We start from the raw sequence: 16,578 nt of genomic DNA on the forward strand, positions 1-16,578 counted from the left end.
TACTCATATACAATGTTTGATCGTGTAATGGTCGCGAATCGTGGTGAGATTGCCGTCCGCGTCATCCAAGCTTGCAACGAACTCGATATCGAGTCGATAGCCGTCTATAGCGATGCGGACGAAAACGCACGCCACGTTCGCCTCGCGGATGAAGCGTACCACATTGGCCCTTCTGTCGCCCGCGAGAGTTATCTCAACCAGGACTCGCTCCTCGACGCTGCTCGAAAAGCAAAGGTCGATGCCATCCACCCGGGGTATGGATTCCTCGCCGAGAGCAAATCGTTCGCTGCAGCAGTCGAAGAGAGCGATTTCGTCTGGGTCGGTCCACCGAGTCAGGTTATGGAGCAGTTCGGTGAAAAAACGAAAGCTCGGAAAATAATGCAACGAGCTGATGTCCCGATCGTTCCTGGCACGACGGAACCGGTCACAGACATCGAAACAATACGCCAATTCGGTCACGAACATGGCTATCCGATCGCAATCAAAGCCGATGGCGGGGGCGGTGGGAGAGGTCTCAAAGTCGTCCACGAGGAGGGCGAAATCGAAGAGCAGTTTACGAACGCGAAACGAGAGGGGGAGGCGTACTTCGACAACTCGAACGTGTACGTCGAACGCTACCTCGAAAACCCACGACATATCGAAGTTCAAATCCTGTGTGATGAACACGGTAACGTCCGGGACCTTGGCGAGCGCGACTGCAGTATCCAGCGACGACAGCAGAAGCTCATCGAAGAGACGCCAAGTCCGGCATTGACCGCGACAGAGCGAGAGAACATACGGAGTGCAGCGCGAAAGGGAGCAGCTGAAGCGGACTATGTTAATGCTGGAACGGTGGAGTTCCTATACGAGGATGGCGAGTTCTATTTCCTCGAGGTGAATGCGAGAATTCAGGTCGAACATCCGATCTCGGAGATTGTCACGGGACTCGACCTCGTCCAGTGGCAACTCAAAGTGGCCGCGGGGGAACCACTCACGTTCGAGCAAACAGATATCCAATCCCGTGGGACTGCGATGGAGTTCCGTATCAACGCGGAAAACCCGTCTAACGAATTTGCACCGATGCCAGGGACGGTTGACCGATATCGACAACCACGTGGCATTGGAACCCGTGTCGACGACGGAGTCGACGAAGGTGACAAAATCAGTCCCTACTATGACTCCCTTGTTGCCAAGTTCATCGTCTCCGCGGAAGATCGACCACACCTTCTCCGCAGAGCAAAACGAGTGCTTCAGGAGGCTGAAATCGAAGGCGTTCCGTCCACCATTCCATTCCATTTAGCGATGCTTGATGACGATGCTTTCCGCAACGGAGAGTATTCTACGAAGTATATCGACGAGGAGTTCAGCATGCCATCCGAAGAGGCGGAGTGAGAAGACGAGAATCTTTCAAACACGGGACAAAACCACTGAACGAGCTTGATACCCAGGTGGATGTACACATTTCACGCGATTTCCTCAAGTGACGTGAGTTGGATATCGTGTTCGTCCACCTGTTGGTGAATGGTTTCGAGGAGTTCAACCGCGTTCGGTCCATCGCCGTGAATACAGATACTCTTTGCAGGAACGTCGATTTCCGTCCCGTCTTCGGCGGTCACTTTCCCATCGATTGCGATATCGAAAAATCGCTCGGCGACCAGATTCAGATCTTTTGGCTCCATCTGTTGTTCGACGATGAGACTTCGGTCCGGACGGTACGTGAGATCGACGTATCCCTCAAACACGGAGCGAAGTTCGTCGTACTCCTGTGCGACCTCGTAGATGTTCATATCCGTTGCGAGGTAAATGAGGTCCTCGTTCACATTGAGGATTCCGTCCATTACCGCCCGAGCGTGCTCACTACTTTCCGAGAGCATCGAATACATCGCACCGTGCGGTTTGACGTGTTGGACGGTCGTTCCGTGCCGCTCGGCAAACGCTTGCAACGCACCCAACTGATAGGTGACGTAGTCGCGAACTTCCTCGGGACTCGCGGCCATCGTTCGACGCCCGAACCCCATCTTGTCGGGGAGGCCGGGGTGTATTCCGATTCCAACGTCGTGTTCCGCAGCGAGAGCAACAGTGTCGTCCATCACGTGTGGGTCGCCTGCATGATATCCCCCTGCAATATTGGCGGATGTGATGTATGGCATCACTTCTTCGTCCCGTCCCATCGTCCAGTTCCCGAAGCTTTCCCCCATGTCGCAGTTGATGTCGATAGTTACCATACCGAATACGTGGTCAGAGAGAAGGAAATAACTTCGGCCACATACCGAGCGTGCTCGGCATGCTACGAATCAGTTAGATTCCATCGGTACACAACCCTTCCAATGCGGCACTTCACCGCGATGAACGTCTGTTGCCATCTTCTTTCTAATATGGATATACTATCATTCCACCAATCGACGAGCTTCATTTAGTGAAGCTACTGACGTCGATGTGTTCCCGGTCATCGGTCTCGGGAACGCTATGCGATGGGTGATGTCGACTTCATGGTTCTCACCCGTCTACAGGATCGAAATCGGATGGACGAAGTCATCGATCAGATGGTTGCTATCGATGGTGTTAACGAAACCTCCTCTCGATTCGTGATCGGTACTAACGGTTCGCAGCACTGTCTTCCCTATCCATCACGATTTCCTCCGTTTCGAGAATCACACCACAACATCCTTTCACTACTATTCTAAACAGCACTCCGACAGTGATAAGCCAGGCAATACCGATTCAACTTCACACTCACAGTAGTAGCACGGAGGCACAAAAATCATGAATCCCCGACATCTCATCAACCAGAGTTCGCTGGTCCTTGCTGGGTTGACAATGGCGATCACGCCGGTTGCTGCCCATTCGGGGACAACACACGCAGGAACGCCACATGGAATCCTCTTTGTCCTCTTTTTCGGCGGTCTCTGTGCAATGGTCGGTGCCGGTATGGCCGCGCGTCGCAATGTTCTATCGCTTCCTCTCATTGGGGTGCTTCTCACTGCTGGAGCTTTTTCTGCTGTTTTTGGGGGGGTCGGACTCGTCGAAATCCAAGTGGTTGGTCAAACACCACCAACCCTCATCACGATTTATCCTGTTTTAAGCATTCTACTCGCTGGGGCCCTCTCCATTGGTGGGTTCCTTTTCGTTCGATTCAAATATCCGACGAAGCCCCAGTATGCGGTGCTCTGTCTGTTGCTGGCAGGGTGGATTGGATATCCCACAGTGATGCCGAATCAAGGGTACTACAGTCCGCTTGGATACGGTCTCGTGTTGGGTCTCCCATTCCTCATTGCGTATATTATTTGGACCGATGCACGAGGCGTGCTTCAAAGTCTGCGCTTACAAACGATTCCGAAAGTTGTCGGAGTCGGGGCCGGGTTGCTCATGAGCATCTTCTTTGCGTTCTCTGCTGGGACGATGAGCTTCAGTCCCGATACAGGGATTAACGCACCGACGAAGGCGTTTCTGATTCCCTACCAAGTGGCGAGTCCGCTCGTCGTTTGGCCCGCGGTTGAATGGTACTTCCCGTCAATTCCCTTTACTGGCTATCTCTCGGTTGGAACCCTGGTTCTGATGAGTATTTTGGGAGGGTTAATTGGGTTGAACGCCGCTGTGGTGGTTCAGCAGTGGAGTACAGCAGGTTCTGTGGCTGGCAAACAACTCTTTTCAGGGTCACTTGCAGCATCTGGTGCGACTGCGTGTTGTTGCTGTGCGCCAGCCTTCTATGGCGCCCTCAGTGTCCTGTTTGGTACGGCTGTCACGCCGGTCTACTGGTCGTTCATGATTCCGTCGTCACCCGTTGGCAGTACGTTCTTCGCGGCGAGTGTCCTCCTTCTTCTCGGGAGCGTTCTCCAATCGACGGGAGCGCCACAAAGTAAGGTGAGTCGTCGATAACTCTCGCAAATTGAGTGAGCTGCCCCTCAATTAGACTCACAACGGTGGTAAAACCGTAGTTACGTTTTGGTGTGACCTCATCACACAATTCTAACGTCGTATAATTACGTTCCAATCATAATTAATCTCTAAATATAGGTAGCCGAAAATTATCTTACAATCCCTCCGCCATTGGCATATCCAGCAATGTCCAACACAAACCAGCGGTCCCGACGAACCGTCCTGCTCTCCAGCGGTGCTATCGCAATTACTGCCCTCGCTGGCTGTATTGGTGGATCGAAAGAGAACAAGAACGAGGATTCGGGAAAGAATGGTGGCGGTGGGAGTCAAAAAGAAATTCGACTGGGTGCGAAGAAAGAGGGCTGGATGGGTCGTGCACCTGATTCGATCAAGGACAAGAAGAACCCGACTCTCTCCCTGAAACCAGGTCAAAAGTACAAACTCACCTGGAAGAACCTTGATGGCAAAGAACACGAACTTATGCTCTTGGACAAGAATGGAGAAGAATTGAAAAAGAGCGATGATGCCGAAGAGAAAGGCGAGACGGTTACGATGACATTTACTGCGTCTGAAAAGATGGCGAAATACAAGTGTGAATATCATCCGCAAACGATGCGCGGCCAAATCAAACTCACAAACAGCAAGTAGCTGCCTGGAAATCTTTTGCATTCAGTAGGAGTCTCTTTTCTACGCGATCCAAACAGAAGCATTCGTTCCCTCCCACCGTCCGAGTCAGATTTCTTCGAGTAGGTTGATGCTCATGAATCTCGTTTTCCAAACCGAGAGAACTACATACAGTCGGCCCGGTGTGTGGCGGCGCTAGAGCGAGCGGCTGATTTAGGGTTGGCGCGTGCGCCTGGACAGTGTGTGTGTGTGTGTGTGTGTGTGTGTGTGTGTGTGTGTGTGTGTGTGTGTCGTATGTGATTGTGGTGGATTCGAAGGGTCGTGATGCCCTTCGTGAATCAGCCAAAAGAGAAGCGTCTTCTCGATCGGTGTGAACGCTGCTTCAGTGGTCAGTGTGTAGTATCCATCCGATAGAAGTCGGTCTGCACCTGAGATCGATCGGCACGCTTTGCGGAGCTGGATGAGACCTGCATCAGAAATATCGAGCCCTTCTTCTGGTTGCTGTCCACCCCATCGGAATGCTTCTTCGGCCTCGGTGAGCAAGGGCTCGATGTCGTCGAGTTCAATGGACATCGATCAAACCTCCTCCGATTCATCAACATACACTGCCGTTCGAACTCGTTGAAAACCCTCTCTTTGATGCAATATGAGGCCCTCATCGAAGATCTCTCGGAGTTTTGCACCATACTGTGTTGCGCTTTCCGGCGTTTCGACAAGCACCTCGAACTCATATCGATCACCATTAAAGGACTGTTCTTCGAGGCTCCGTGCTATCTGGTTTGCAATCCGTCGTCCGTAAGTGTGTTTCCCGTCGATAATGACGAGGAGGTCGATGTCACTACTTCGATCGGCAGTCCCGCGAGCAACACTGCCGAAAAGGATGACACTCACGAGCGTTTCAACGTCGTCTGATTCTGCAACTTGCTGCTGTAACTCGGTGAGAAATGCTTCGATCGGTTTCCGGAACTCACTCTGGGAAACCGAAAGGAGTGGATCCGGTTTGTGAAGATGGTCATGATCAATCTGTATCTGAGCAGGGCGGCCGGTATCTTGTGTAACGACACCCAGTTGTTCGAGCAGATCGACTGACCGAGAAATCGTTGAAATATCTGTTTCTATTATTTCTGCGAGTTCGTCGGGTTTCCGGTTAGTCGTGGACGCAAGCATCTCGTCGTCATAGCGGGAAAGTCACTGAATCGGGAGGAGATCCGCCGTTGAATGAGCGACGGCACCACCGCGACCGAGCGTGTCTTCCTCACCGGGCAATCGGAAATAGGTACTGCCGTCGTCTTTCGTGATGCGTTCGAGTTTGTTGCCATCGACAGTGATCCGCTCTTTGTGGACGTTGTCGACGAGCAGGTGGGCACCTTTCTCGAACTCGCGAGCTTGGAGTTCGTCACAGGCCTGTGTCTTGCAGGTGATTGCCTCTCGATGGGCTTGTGCCCCATTGTGACTGAAAACTCCCGAATTCTGTAGGCTGATCCTTTAGTGAGACCTCAGCCCGATCGACCAACTGACGGTAAGAAGTGACCGTCGTTGAGCTCGGCGACAATCTTCGTCTCTGTACCGTTGAGTTGGACCTTCAAACTGGGAGCGAGCGTTCCGCGAAAGAGTTCCTTTTGCTCTTCTGGTGGGAGGTTCCCGACTTCTTTGAGATTGATTGCACCGTGCGAGGTATCGTCCAGTCCGATGAAGTTCTCGAAACTCTCGACCAAGATGTTGTCTCCCTGTGGCATCGCAAGCCACGAATACGCCTGGAACGGTTGTTCTTCGGGGTTGGCGATAACCAGCCCGCTTTCGTTAAGCGGTTCGTAGTCATCATACAGTGAATCGCCCACGAACCCGTACAGAGCGTCAGGACCACTCAGACCAGGTGCGAAAGTGAATTTATGGCTGATGGTGAACAGATACCACTTGCCGTCGTTGAATACAAAGTGAGGGCGCTCGAGCTGTTGGTTGGTTCCGATCGCTTCCATCACTGGCGGCAATAGTTCCCACTCGGTCAACTCATCATTCGTCGCGCGCATGACACCGATGTTTCCGTTGAAGCTTTTCGGGTCGCTTGGATCCTTACTTCCAGTTGGCGTGTTCGCCTCGAATACGACAAGGTCTTCACCCGTTTCGGGATGCTTGAAATACCACGGGTCACGGAACGCATAGACGATACCTTGCTCGCGAGACTGTTCGAGAGTCTGGTACATCTCGCCGTCGGGCGTACCCATGATGGCGTGTTCTTGGTCGCCAGTCAGTTCGACTCCCTTTGGACCCGTTTCGATCGAAGCACCGATGCCCACTGCGGGCCGCTGTCGGAACTCCGGCTCGGGACTGACAGCCGTGTAGAAGTGATAAATCTGCTCTTTGGTCTGATCATACATCGCAGAGCCAGCCCATTGATGATGGCCGAGTGGGGCGTCGAATGCTTTACCACCCTCCTGCCAATTCTTACCGTTCCGCGAGTAGAAGTACCGGATGGTCGCTGCATTGTGGCGGGCACCTGGGACGAGGTCATTAGGTGCCGTGAGTGAGAAGACGATTTGCCACCCGTTAATCTTCACAATGGCCCCATCACGGGTCCGAAGCGGCCACGTGTCCCAGATCCAATACTGATCGGAAATCGAGCTGGGGCTGTCGCTGATTACCGGTGCGGTGGTATCATCAGTCAGTTTGATCTGCTCTGCTTCTGCGCGTGTCCATTGGTCGGTATTCCCTATTTCAACAGCAGTTGCAGAGCCACTCATCGATGAGAGACTCAAACTGGCGACACCAAGACCAGCGGCTGTTTTCATGAAACTTCGGCGATTCGCTTTCGTCGAGTCGTTCTCGTTTACCATCGCAACAAAATCTTTAAACTACTCCTTGAATAAGTTTCTGGCGAGAATTTTGATTATAGAGATAACGATGCTTACGAATGTTGCCTAACAAATTTACTAAGATTGTGACTCACTAATACAATTCACAAATTTCTGATATTATTTCCCAGTTTAACGTGGCTAGTGAATGAAAAATCCCAGTAAAGTGCGATACGTCCGTAGCGCACCGGGAATTTGAAGCAAGTTGGAGAGGACTTTGTCCCGTGGACAAGTCAACCGATTAATTGGGCCTAAGAGTGACCGACGTCGCTTCGTAATCTTCTAAAATCGTATTTTGTCCTCCAACACTAACCTCGCCTGCATCGGTCTCAATGTAGAGTCCTGTTTCCAATGTATGTTCGTTAGTCGGTGGTTCGACGAGTGCCTGACGGATTTGGCTCACTGTCCCAGAGATCGTCTGGCCATCGGTTGTTTCGATGTTCGCCCAGAGATCCACCCCTGACTTTTGATGCAGCCGTGCGTGAAGGACGGCCTGCCAAAACCACTCGAACGTTTTCGGGAGCGGATCTGGTTCAGTGACGAAGACTTCCTCCCCTGCCAGCCAATAGGCGCTAAAGAACATTCCACGAACAGAGCCTGCTAAGTGTTGTTCCGAGACTGCGACTCCGTCGCCGCGATCGTGAGTTCCAGACAATAATTGAGCATCACCTATCAAAACTGACTGTGTTGTCTGATGGTTTTTTGACTGGGTATCTGTTGCAAACAGGAATAGGACGTTCTCGCTCCAACACCGAACAACATCTGCGGCACCTGTATATCGATTTCGTGCTTCCTCAAGGTCATCTACATCTTGGACGAGAAGGAAAACAAGGAGATCTCGTTTGACTGCAGCCTGTAGCTCTGATTCAATTTCTGGATAGATATATTCTGGAATCGCAACGATGACTTCTCTTTGTGCTTTCGAGATGGCGTCTCGCAATCGTTTGATTGCGGTCTTTTGAGACTTCACCATCTTCAGCTCCGGAGTCCGAGGTTCTGTGTCGTTAAACCGATCTTTGAGAACCGGTGTTATCGAATCTATTCGACTTGCGAGGGTTGCCATCGATTCCTCCGGCGGTATGGCACGAATCGTCTTCGGCGACGCGTGATCGTTAACTCGCACTAAGCCACGGTCTTCCAGCCGGTCGGTGATGGTGTATACCGCTTGCTGTGTGACGTCAGCGTCTTCTGAAATGGCACCCGTGGTTGCTTCGCCTCGTTCTAGGAGAGTGAGATAGACATCGATCTCTTTATCCGAAAATCCGAACTCACCCAGCTCTTCTCTAAGCATTGCGTCGTTTGGCGCACCGTTCCGAGACATTATACTGGTAGTTGAGACTCAAAGATGATTTGGCTGTTCATTCATATGGCCGTGGATTGCGATGGTTTTCGACGGTCGTTGGCGCCAATTAGTGGTTAGTATTAGGTACGTATAGGCCGTTCCTTGCGGGAAGTCCAAGGCATCCATGAGTTCTTGGACGGTTGCTGGACCCTGGCGAGAGAGGTAGGCGTATAGTTGGGCTAGCCGTGGCTCTTCGAGGAGGTCTGCGATCGAGAGGAAATCCCGAATGACATCGCCATTGGCGTGGGATGTAGTGTGTGACATTGGTGTTGATGCTTTGATTTGCCAAGCCTGACCCTTACCGCGGCTCGAAGACGTGGATCGGCCAGTCGGTCTCGTAGTCGAGTGCGACCTCCTGCTCTGCGGCCGTTGGCTCGCGCACTGTGAGTTCAACCGAGTCACCGATGGCGACGTCGGTGTAGTCGGCGGCCACGCGCCCGAGGAGACGGCCACCGCCCGCGAGTTCAACGACGGCGACCGTATAGGGCGCGTCCGCCACGAACGCCGGCGGCGGCGTGTGGACCTCCGTGTACGAGAAGACTCGGCCCTCACGCGACTGCGGTTCGACGTTGATGGCGAGACTGCCACAGGCGTAGCAGGCTGGCCGTGGCGGCAACAGCACCTGTCCACAGTCCGCACAGACTCCGCCCATGAGTTCGCCGTCCGCGAGGGCGTCGAAGAAGCCCGGAAGTGTCCGCGGGTCGGTCGCATCGAGGTCACCGTCTGTCATGGTGCCACCGCCGTCGTGAGTACGTGGCCGACGGTGACGGCGTCCGCGACGCCCCCTTCGTTGAGCAACAAGGCCGTCTCGGCCCCCTCGACCGCGCGGTCGCCTGCGGTCCCTGTGAGCTGTTCGTAGGCTTCGAGCGCCTGCAAGAGCCCGGTCGCACCGATGGGGTGGCCGCGGGCCTTCAGTCCGCCACTCGGACTCAACTGCACGTCTGTCCAGCCGTCAGCCCGCTCCCCTGGCGCTTGGTAACTCTGATAGCCCGTTCCCGCGGGGGCGAAGCCGACGGCCTCCGCGAGCAGGGCCTCGCAGACGGTGAAGGCGTCGTGGACCTCCGCGATATCGACGGCCGCGGCGTCGATGCCCGCTTCCTCATAGGCCGTCTCGGCAGCGATGCGAGCGCCGGCGATGTCGGTCATGTCTCGCTCGGCAACCGCGATGTTGTTCGCGGAGGCCCCGCTGCCCGCGACGCGCACCTGCGGGCGGTCGAGTTCAGCCGCCAACTCGGCGGTCGTCACGAGGACGGCCGCAGCGCCGTCCCCGACCGGCGCACAGTCGTAGAGCTTCAGCGGTGGCGCGATGGGGGCAGACTCCAGGACCGTCTCCACGTCGATCTCCTTCGGAAACTGCGCCCGTGGGTTTCGAGCGGCGTTGGCGTGGTTCTTCACTGCGATTTCAGCTAGGTCGCGTTCCGTAGCGTCCGTCTCGTGGAGGTAGCGCTTGGCGAGCAGTGCGTACTGGCTGGGCGCGGTGATGCCGGAACGCTGCTCGATGGCACGGTCGAACGCCGCCGACAGCGCGTCAGTCGCGCCGCTGGTGCCCGCGGACGTCATCTTCTCGACGCCGCACGCGAGCACGGCCTCATGTTCTCCGTTGCGGACGTCCTTGACTGCGTGGCGCAACGCGAGCGCGCCCGCGGCGGCACACCCCTCGACTCGCTCGGCGGGAACGTGACGGAGTCCGGCCCACTCGGCCAAAAGCGTCCCGTACATGATCTGGTGTTCGTAGCTCTCCGACTGGTTACCGACGTACACCGCCTCGACGAGGTCGGCAGGGTCGGGTAGTTTGTCGAACGCCTCCGCGAGGGCAACCGAGAACAGGTCGCGGCCCGGGAGGTCCGTGCGGCCGAGCGGCGAGGCGCCGACCGACGCGATGACTGGCTCTGGCATGCGTACCTACCCGGTCCCACTGGGAAGAGTTAACAATTCGCATTCTCACACTGGCTGAGTCATCGAGTTGTAGAACTACTTAAATATCATTGCACTTCAATTTCAGAGATGACCTTCTGACTGGATTGCGCGTTCAAATCTTTCCAACACGCTTGGTTCTTGGTGTACACCTTCAGTACGCCCGCATCAGGGATTTTACCGGTTGCTTCCCATACGCGGACTGCTGCCCATCGTGCGACGTTCCAAATTTTTGAGGCAGAATCTTCGACCGAATCAAGGCCCTCACAGACATGCCAATGGTTCTGGATGGAACCAATGTAAGTCCGAGTGATGTCAATTCCTCACATCGGATATATTGGAACACTCACTTATTGGTTTGAACTCACGTGGAATATCCGGCCTACTATCGACGGTGGTTGGTGTCGGAGTTGTCGGATTCACTCCCGCCGTAAACAGCGGGATCCTCTCTTCAAAGATAGATAGCTCGAATATGTGATGGTCAGCGGCAACCTGACTCCGTCAGTTCGCAGAATTTCCCTCTACGGGAACCTCTGTGAACGGATATTCATCATCATTAGAGAGTATCCACACCTCGATTTCATCGTGAGGGTTTAGATCGGTGAGCGATACAGAGTCACCGGATTCAACCAATTCTTTCTGGTAGGTGTCACCATCGTCAGGAATGACCTTGACGTACACCTGGTCGGCACTACCCTTTCGATCCAAATCGATCGTGGCCGAACATCGCTCCTCCTGTTGACCAGTGCAAGTGTACTCCTGCCCCACCGAAATCTGGCCCTTGTCGACTGATTTGTTATTAGGGATGACTAAGCCCGAATTGACTCCCGCGATGAGTGCTGCGAGCACTACGACCACTATGAATATCCCAACTCTTTTCGAGGCGATGCGACTCATACTCAAATATTATCTTGTAGCTGAATGTGCCTTGTGATTATAAAAATTTATTGATAGATAAAACCATCGACTTCAGTTACGTGACTATCCGAACCGTAAGGTATGGGTTCCCGAGTGGCTCGCATCGTCGAGGAACGTGGAGTAGTTCCATTCGGCATGCTCCTTACAGATAATCTCGAGGTAATCTGGATCCCTGCCCATAAGTGCGGAACTTGCCACCTCGTATGTTTGAGTCGAAGAATTACCGTTGTTGATCGTCCAGTCCCAATCTACATCTGTGACTCCACCACCAGGGGACATATACACATCCGACGGATCGTACGAAACGCCAACGCTACCTACTTGACTTCGACTTGCTGACTCTCGGCTCGTTTCTCGCGGAAGTTAACGAGCTCTGTGTTCTGTTCCGAACACTGGACCGTTTCGAAGAATTGACGAACAGCGTTCGACCAAACGAATCGGGGACGTCACTAGCTATTCTCACTAGCTCTTCAAGACAACTCTCGCACGTTGTACATAGGTGTTCTTCGACCAACTTCGTGCCGTACTCATCTCATCGAGTAATGACTCCGCGTCAGCTGGTGAGACGATCTCGTTTCGCACGAGCGCAACAAGCAGCATCGGCGTGGTCACAAGCCGAGTATCAACCAGTGATGCATGAATGAGGGCAAGCCGATTGAACTCGTCACACAGAAACTGCGTCGCGTTGAGTTCGTTCGTGAGTGTCACGGCGGCGTTCTCGCCATCGTCGAGTGGGAATGACTCATCGAGGTCGACAGCCCGTTCGTCGAAGTCCTCCCGCCGATCGAGAACCTGTTTTGCGCCCTGTCCCGACGCATTATCGTATGCCGCTGTCTCTTCCAACTCGTCGAAAACCAACGTTGGAACGATAATCGTGTGGGTAGCAAGGAGATGGTCAAGTGGGTTCCATGTGTGGTCGGCGACCGTACCGTGGCTCACGAGAGCAGATGTGTCTGCGACGACCTGCATTTATGAATCTGCTAGCTCCTCAGCGGTCTCGTCAATGAATTCGTCCTCGAGTTGCTCTTTGAGAATTCGGAAGTTGGCAGCTTCTTCGTGACCAACAAGGTCCTTCAACTGTGTAAACGTAATATCGTCGCTGTAGAATGCTTCTGCGATCTCTTGTTTGAGTTCGTCGTTGTGCGCGGCATCACGAAGATAGTCCCGGAGTGCCGAGAGAATGACTGTCGTCCGATCAGTCTCTAAGACGGTGGCGAGCGTATCCGCTTGCTGGACGAGCCGCTCGGGGGCACGAAATTGGACTCGCTTTTTCTCGCCTGTATCCGAACTCATGTGTGTACATTGTGAGCCGAACGGGAAAACTCTGTTGTCGCATTCTCTGACGAGAGTCTCACGCACCGACCATCCCGACCACAGACGCGGTGGCCAGTACCCGCTTCCCCCTCCCGCTGGCTTTGAGCCGATAGACGCCGATACAACTGCCGTACTCACGAGTAGCCGTCCGGCGTCTGTCTCAAACTGTGTCAATTCAGGACGTCCACATCCGCGTTCGTGGTTGTGTTCATGTTAGATTCGTGTCTCTCTCGGGCGCATTTTCGTCCCGACCACGCTACTCTCCGGCAACCCCGTCTGTGGTCGGACTGTCGTCCGTGTCGTTGTTCGTGACCTCACCGGGAAGTTCCACATCGGCCTTGAGGACGAGACGCGTCTCTTGGTAGCTTAGTCCGTCTTTGGACCGTTGGCGTTTGATCTTCCCGAGCCGCCCATTCGAGAGCTCGTGCATCGCGCCCATCGTCCGGCGAGCAAGTTCTTGGCTGTATTTCTTGCTCACCCCGGACTCTTTCAGGCGAATCCAATCAGCCAGCTCTGACGCATCGAGGTAGGCTCGGATCTCCCCACTGCCCTTCGACCAGAGTGAGTAGCGACCGGCCTCATCGCGTTCACGCCACGCCTTGCTTGCGAGTTCGTCGGGTTTGCGATTCGTGATGGACGCAAGCATTTCGTCGTCATAGCGGGCGAATCGCTGGATCGGCAAGAGATCCGCTGTCGAATGGGCGACGGCACCACCGCGACCGAGCGTGTCTTCCTCACCGGGGAGTCGGAAATAGGTGTTACCGTCGTCTTTCGTGATGCGTTCGAGTTTGTTGCCATCGACAGTGATCCGCTCTTTGTGGACGTTGTCGACGAGCAGGTGGGCACCTTTCTCGAACTCGCGGGCTTGCAACTCGTCGATGCGTTCACCAGCGGACTGCGTTTTGCGGGCAAGTGCTTTTCTGTGGGCTTTCGCTTGACCCCCTCTCCTTCGATGAATGCCCGCAGATACTCGATGTCGCCAACGGTCCGCGTTCGGATGACCTCTGCAGGGGCGTCGTTGAGTATCACCCGTTGACCGGGGGAGGGTTCCACGCTACTCATCCGTTCTCGGTCCTCCGGAAGTGACTTTCATCATAACGGAGTCAATCATCCTTGCGTGATACTGATGAAGTCCAGTACGAACTCTTGCGGAAGCAGGCCGCCGTGATAGAAGCGGTCATCACCAACTCCTCTCTTGCTGAACCGCTTGAGCGGGCTTGCAAGCACGCTGACGTTGGCATCGAGATATCCCAATCGCGTACTCGAATCGAGGAGAACGCCCGATTCGCCCTCACCGACCTCCTTGCCGGCGATCCAGCGGCGACTGGAGTCCGTTGCCACATCCGGACGGGGAATTTTCTCCGGTTTGAATTCCTCCGGGAGGAGAACAAAGCCGTGGTCCGTCAGAATGTACGCCTGGTCCCACTCACACTGCTCGAGTTTATCCGCGATAAACTCTGCGAGGGATTCGACGCGCCGGGACAACAACGCTTCGAGGTCGGTGTGCTCTTTCTCACCCATATTGTCGATGTCGTTTTTGAAGTACGCCACCCGCGTCGACTGCCACCCGTCCTCTTCATCACGGGTGACAGTCCAGCCGTCACCGTCTAGCAGCGATTCCCGACGGTTGGTAGTGACGCGCCGATCGTTGCGAAGCGGTTGGAGGTCACCGTCGACGAGCGAGATGTCGAACATCTGGATTTCACCCGGTGTGATCGCCGCCTTCCCGAACTCGGTCTCCGAGGGAAGCGTTCCGAGCCAAACGCTCTCCTCAACGGCGAAATCAGGTTTGTCGACGGAGAAATCGCCGACGTGAGTACGAAGTTCGTCCGCGAGCTGCCGAGCGAGATCCAATCGGAGTGCGTCGATGATGAACAGTGCGACCGTTTGTCCGCTTTCCAGTCCAGTGGATTCCTTCGTGAAGAACTGATAGGCGTGATCCTCCTCCACGAACGGAGCGCCAGCTTCGACAGTCTCAGTAACGAGGTCACCGAGATCCTCGAGGTAGCTGACGTACTCCGACTGGAGTTCGGTTCGCACGTCGTCGAGTGAATCGGTCGCCGGGTGATCGTTCGGGAGGCCGGTCTCCGGTTTTCCGGAGACGACGAGGTTGAGGACCGCGTTGTCGATCTGCCACGTGCCGTCCTCCTCATCGGCATATACCGAGACGACATCTTCGCTGGTGCTCTCGTCCCACGTGTCGAGTCTATGGGCGAGCCGGGCAATTTGTACCGCTTGCTCCCACGTCTCCGTCCACGGACTATCCGGGCCATAGGCACCCCTGTACTCGTCACGGAATCCCTTGCGCCCGCGAAGCGATTCGCACCGCTTTTGGGCGCGATCGAGACAGATCTCGTAGTCACCGTCGTCGAAGGTCGACATCCACGTCTCCCAGAGACGCTGTTCGAGCGCGCCGTCGACGATACACTCCGATAACTCCCACGGGTCGTCGATTCCGTCGACGACCTCGGGCCACACGGTTTCCCCGAGGTATCGCTCGGCGATGCGGCCGGCCGAGGTGGTGTTGTTCAGCACCGACTTGAGTTCGGGGAGGTCGTGAGCGCCGGCGGTCTCCGCGCGGAACAGTTCGGGAAAGCGGTCCGCGTCGGCGCCGGCGTGAATCAGCCACTCCGCGACGGCCCAGCGCCGTGTCGCTGTGACGATGCCCGCCGGCTCGTCCTCGTTGGCGACGGCATCGACGCCGTCGGTCGTCAGTAAGTCCGTCATCTGCTCGATGGTACCCCGGTCGTCTTTGATGTCTCCCCAGCCGTTCTCCAGCACGAACGCCACCGGGTCGGTGTAGCCGCCGGTGACGATCCGCGTGCGAAGCTGTTCGAGCGTCGGAAGCTGCCCCCCGGTGAGTTGGTCGTGGAGAATCCGTGCGATCTTACGGCGCTTTTTCGGGTCGTCAGAACGCGTCGCGTTTTTCAACTCCCACGCATCGAGTTGTCCGCGGCCGAACGCGTGGACGGTGAGGTCTTCGATGCCCATCTCCACCTCGCCGCCCGTGTGTTCGACATCCCGAAACCAGTCGTAGTCACCGTCGACGTCTGCGGGGTCTTTGACGTGTGGGACGTACCAGACCTGTTCGCCGTCGACCAGATCGGCACGAAGTTCGAGTGGCGTTTCGTCGGGGATTTTCAGGTGAACGCCGAGGCCGGCACAGGCCTCCTTTACGATGTCCTCTAGGTAGTTTCCGTCGTCCCACCAGAGGACCACCGGGGTCGACGATTCGGCGCGGTTGAACTTCTGCTGGATAGTGTCCTTCGCGGCGTCGGGAAGCGATTTGCTCGCCTGCATGGTTCAGAGCACCTTCCCTTCGACGATTTCGGGGACGATACTCTTCTCCGCGAGCGGTGTGATAGTGATCGCCACGCCGTGCTTCGGGTTAGGTTGGTAGCCGGCGGTCGTGATCTCCGATAGTGCCCGGTCCGACCAGTCCGAGGGAATGTCCGCGGCGATCTCGTCACAGTTTTCAGAGATATCTGCGGCCAGTTGCTTGTACTCCTCAACATCGGTGGCGAGTTGCGAGAGTAGCCGTCGGCGTTCGGAGACACCACCATCTCCGATCTGGGTTTGGCCCGCGTCTTCGAGTTGGTAGCGAACATGCGCCTTGACGCGGTCGCGCATCTCGGTGACGACGTCCTCGAGATGCTCGCGCTCTTCCTTGTCGAGCTGGGCCTTTCGGGGATGGATGGATTTTCCCTCCATACGAAACTCGGTGATATTTCAAGCAGAACCGTCGAGATGTCTTGAAGATTG

At 55.2% G+C, this 16,578-nt stretch carries 16 protein-coding genes and 2 pseudogenes; 4 read left to right on the top strand and 14 right to left on the bottom strand.

Going from position 1 to position 16,578, the window contains the following annotated elements:
- Positions 1-12: 12 nt before the first annotated feature.
- Entirely contained in the window at positions 13-1,371 is a 1,359-nt protein-coding gene (locus tag ACGYLY_RS20185) for an acetyl/propionyl/methylcrotonyl-CoA carboxylase subunit alpha (protein ID WP_395284737.1), read from the top strand.
- A gap of 71 nt (positions 1,372-1,442) precedes the next feature.
- Here ACGYLY_RS20185 and ACGYLY_RS20190 read toward each other — a convergent pair whose 3' ends face one another.
- A complete protein-coding gene (locus ACGYLY_RS20190) occupies positions 1,443-2,204 on the bottom strand; it encodes a LamB/YcsF family protein (RefSeq protein WP_395284736.1) in 762 nt (253 codons plus the stop codon).
- Positions 2,205-2,742: 538 nt separating this feature from the next.
- On the opposite strand from ACGYLY_RS20190, the gene ACGYLY_RS20195 reads away from it, so the two are divergent.
- Positions 2,743-3,855, top strand: coding sequence for a hypothetical protein (locus ACGYLY_RS20195; protein WP_395284735.1), 1,113 nt, complete (start codon positions 2,743-2,745; stop codon positions 3,853-3,855).
- Positions 3,856-4,041: 186 nt separating this feature from the next.
- Positions 4,042-4,503: a plastocyanin/azurin family copper-binding protein gene (locus ACGYLY_RS20200; protein WP_395284734.1), complete on the top strand. Its 462-nt coding sequence runs from the start codon at positions 4,042-4,044 to the stop codon at positions 4,501-4,503.
- 552 nt (positions 4,504-5,055) lie between these two features.
- Here the strand turns inward: ACGYLY_RS20200 and ACGYLY_RS20205 are convergent.
- Positions 5,056-5,646 carry a nucleotidyltransferase domain-containing protein gene (locus ACGYLY_RS20205; RefSeq protein WP_395284733.1) on the bottom strand — a complete coding sequence of 197 codons (591 nt, stop codon included), beginning with the start codon at positions 5,644-5,646 and terminating at the stop codon, positions 5,056-5,058.
- A gap of 51 nt (positions 5,647-5,697) precedes the next feature.
- Between ACGYLY_RS20205 and ACGYLY_RS20210 the strand changes: the two genes are divergently transcribed.
- Positions 5,698-5,955: a hypothetical protein gene (locus ACGYLY_RS20210; RefSeq protein ID WP_395284732.1), complete on the top strand. Its 258-nt coding sequence runs from the start codon at positions 5,698-5,700 to the stop codon at positions 5,953-5,955.
- A 20-nt stretch (positions 5,956-5,975) separates the two neighbouring features.
- Here ACGYLY_RS20210 and ACGYLY_RS20215 read toward each other — a convergent pair whose 3' ends face one another.
- The 12 genes and pseudogenes from ACGYLY_RS20215 to ACGYLY_RS20270 form a co-directional block, all read right to left on the bottom strand.
- The gene (locus ACGYLY_RS20215) at positions 5,976-7,310 is read right to left on the bottom strand and encodes a glycoside hydrolase family 68 protein (RefSeq protein ID WP_395284731.1); all 1,335 of its coding nucleotides are present in this window, start codon (positions 7,308-7,310) and stop codon (positions 5,976-5,978) included.
- A gap of 259 nt (positions 7,311-7,569) precedes the next feature.
- Entirely contained in the window at positions 7,570-8,649 is a 1,080-nt protein-coding gene (locus tag ACGYLY_RS20220) for a TrmB family transcriptional regulator (RefSeq protein ID WP_395284730.1), read from the bottom strand.
- A gap of 102 nt (positions 8,650-8,751) precedes the next feature.
- Positions 8,752-8,934, bottom strand: a pseudogene (locus tag ACGYLY_RS20225) (ArsR family transcriptional regulator); the annotation flags it as partial.
- A 34-nt stretch (positions 8,935-8,968) separates the two neighbouring features.
- Positions 8,969-9,400 carry a Zn-ribbon domain-containing OB-fold protein gene (locus ACGYLY_RS20230; protein WP_395284729.1) on the bottom strand — a complete coding sequence of 144 codons (432 nt, stop codon included), beginning with the start codon at positions 9,398-9,400 and terminating at the stop codon, positions 8,969-8,971.
- The gene (locus tag ACGYLY_RS20235; RefSeq protein WP_395284728.1) at positions 9,397-10,566 is read right to left on the bottom strand and encodes a thiolase C-terminal domain-containing protein; all 1,170 of its coding nucleotides are present in this window, start codon (positions 10,564-10,566) and stop codon (positions 9,397-9,399) included. Before ACGYLY_RS20235 ends, ACGYLY_RS20230 begins: the two co-directional genes overlap by 4 nt.
- Before the next feature lie 98 nt (positions 10,567-10,664).
- Positions 10,665-10,904: pseudogene (locus ACGYLY_RS20240) on the bottom strand (RNA-guided endonuclease TnpB family protein); the annotation flags it as partial.
- A 181-nt stretch (positions 10,905-11,085) separates the two neighbouring features.
- Positions 11,086-11,481 (bottom strand): hypothetical protein, encoded by a 396-nt coding sequence (locus ACGYLY_RS20245; protein ID WP_395284727.1) that lies wholly within the window; start codon positions 11,479-11,481, stop codon positions 11,086-11,088.
- Positions 11,482-11,964: 483 nt separating this feature from the next.
- The gene (locus ACGYLY_RS20250) at positions 11,965-12,471 is read right to left on the bottom strand and encodes a hypothetical protein (RefSeq protein WP_395284726.1); all 507 of its coding nucleotides are present in this window, start codon (positions 12,469-12,471) and stop codon (positions 11,965-11,967) included.
- On the bottom strand, positions 12,472-12,795 hold the full coding sequence (locus ACGYLY_RS20255; protein ID WP_395284725.1) for a hypothetical protein: 324 nt from the start codon (positions 12,793-12,795) through the stop codon (positions 12,472-12,474). It lies immediately after the preceding gene.
- 277 nt (positions 12,796-13,072) lie between these two features.
- A complete protein-coding gene (locus ACGYLY_RS20260; protein WP_395284724.1) occupies positions 13,073-13,687 on the bottom strand; it encodes a hypothetical protein in 615 nt (204 codons plus the stop codon).
- A 236-nt stretch (positions 13,688-13,923) separates the two neighbouring features.
- Positions 13,924-16,116 carry a BREX-5 system phosphatase PglZ gene (gene pglZ, locus ACGYLY_RS20265; protein WP_395284723.1) on the bottom strand — a complete coding sequence of 731 codons (2,193 nt, stop codon included), beginning with the start codon at positions 16,114-16,116 and terminating at the stop codon, positions 13,924-13,926.
- Between the two features lie 3 nt (positions 16,117-16,119).
- The gene (locus ACGYLY_RS20270; protein WP_395284722.1) at positions 16,120-16,527 is read right to left on the bottom strand and encodes a hypothetical protein; all 408 of its coding nucleotides are present in this window, start codon (positions 16,525-16,527) and stop codon (positions 16,120-16,122) included.
- Positions 16,528-16,578: the final 51 nt, after the last annotated feature.

Source organism: Haladaptatus sp. CMAA 1909, from assembly GCF_043952005.1.
Classification (GTDB): Archaea; Halobacteriota; Halobacteria; order Halobacteriales; family Haladaptataceae; genus Haladaptatus.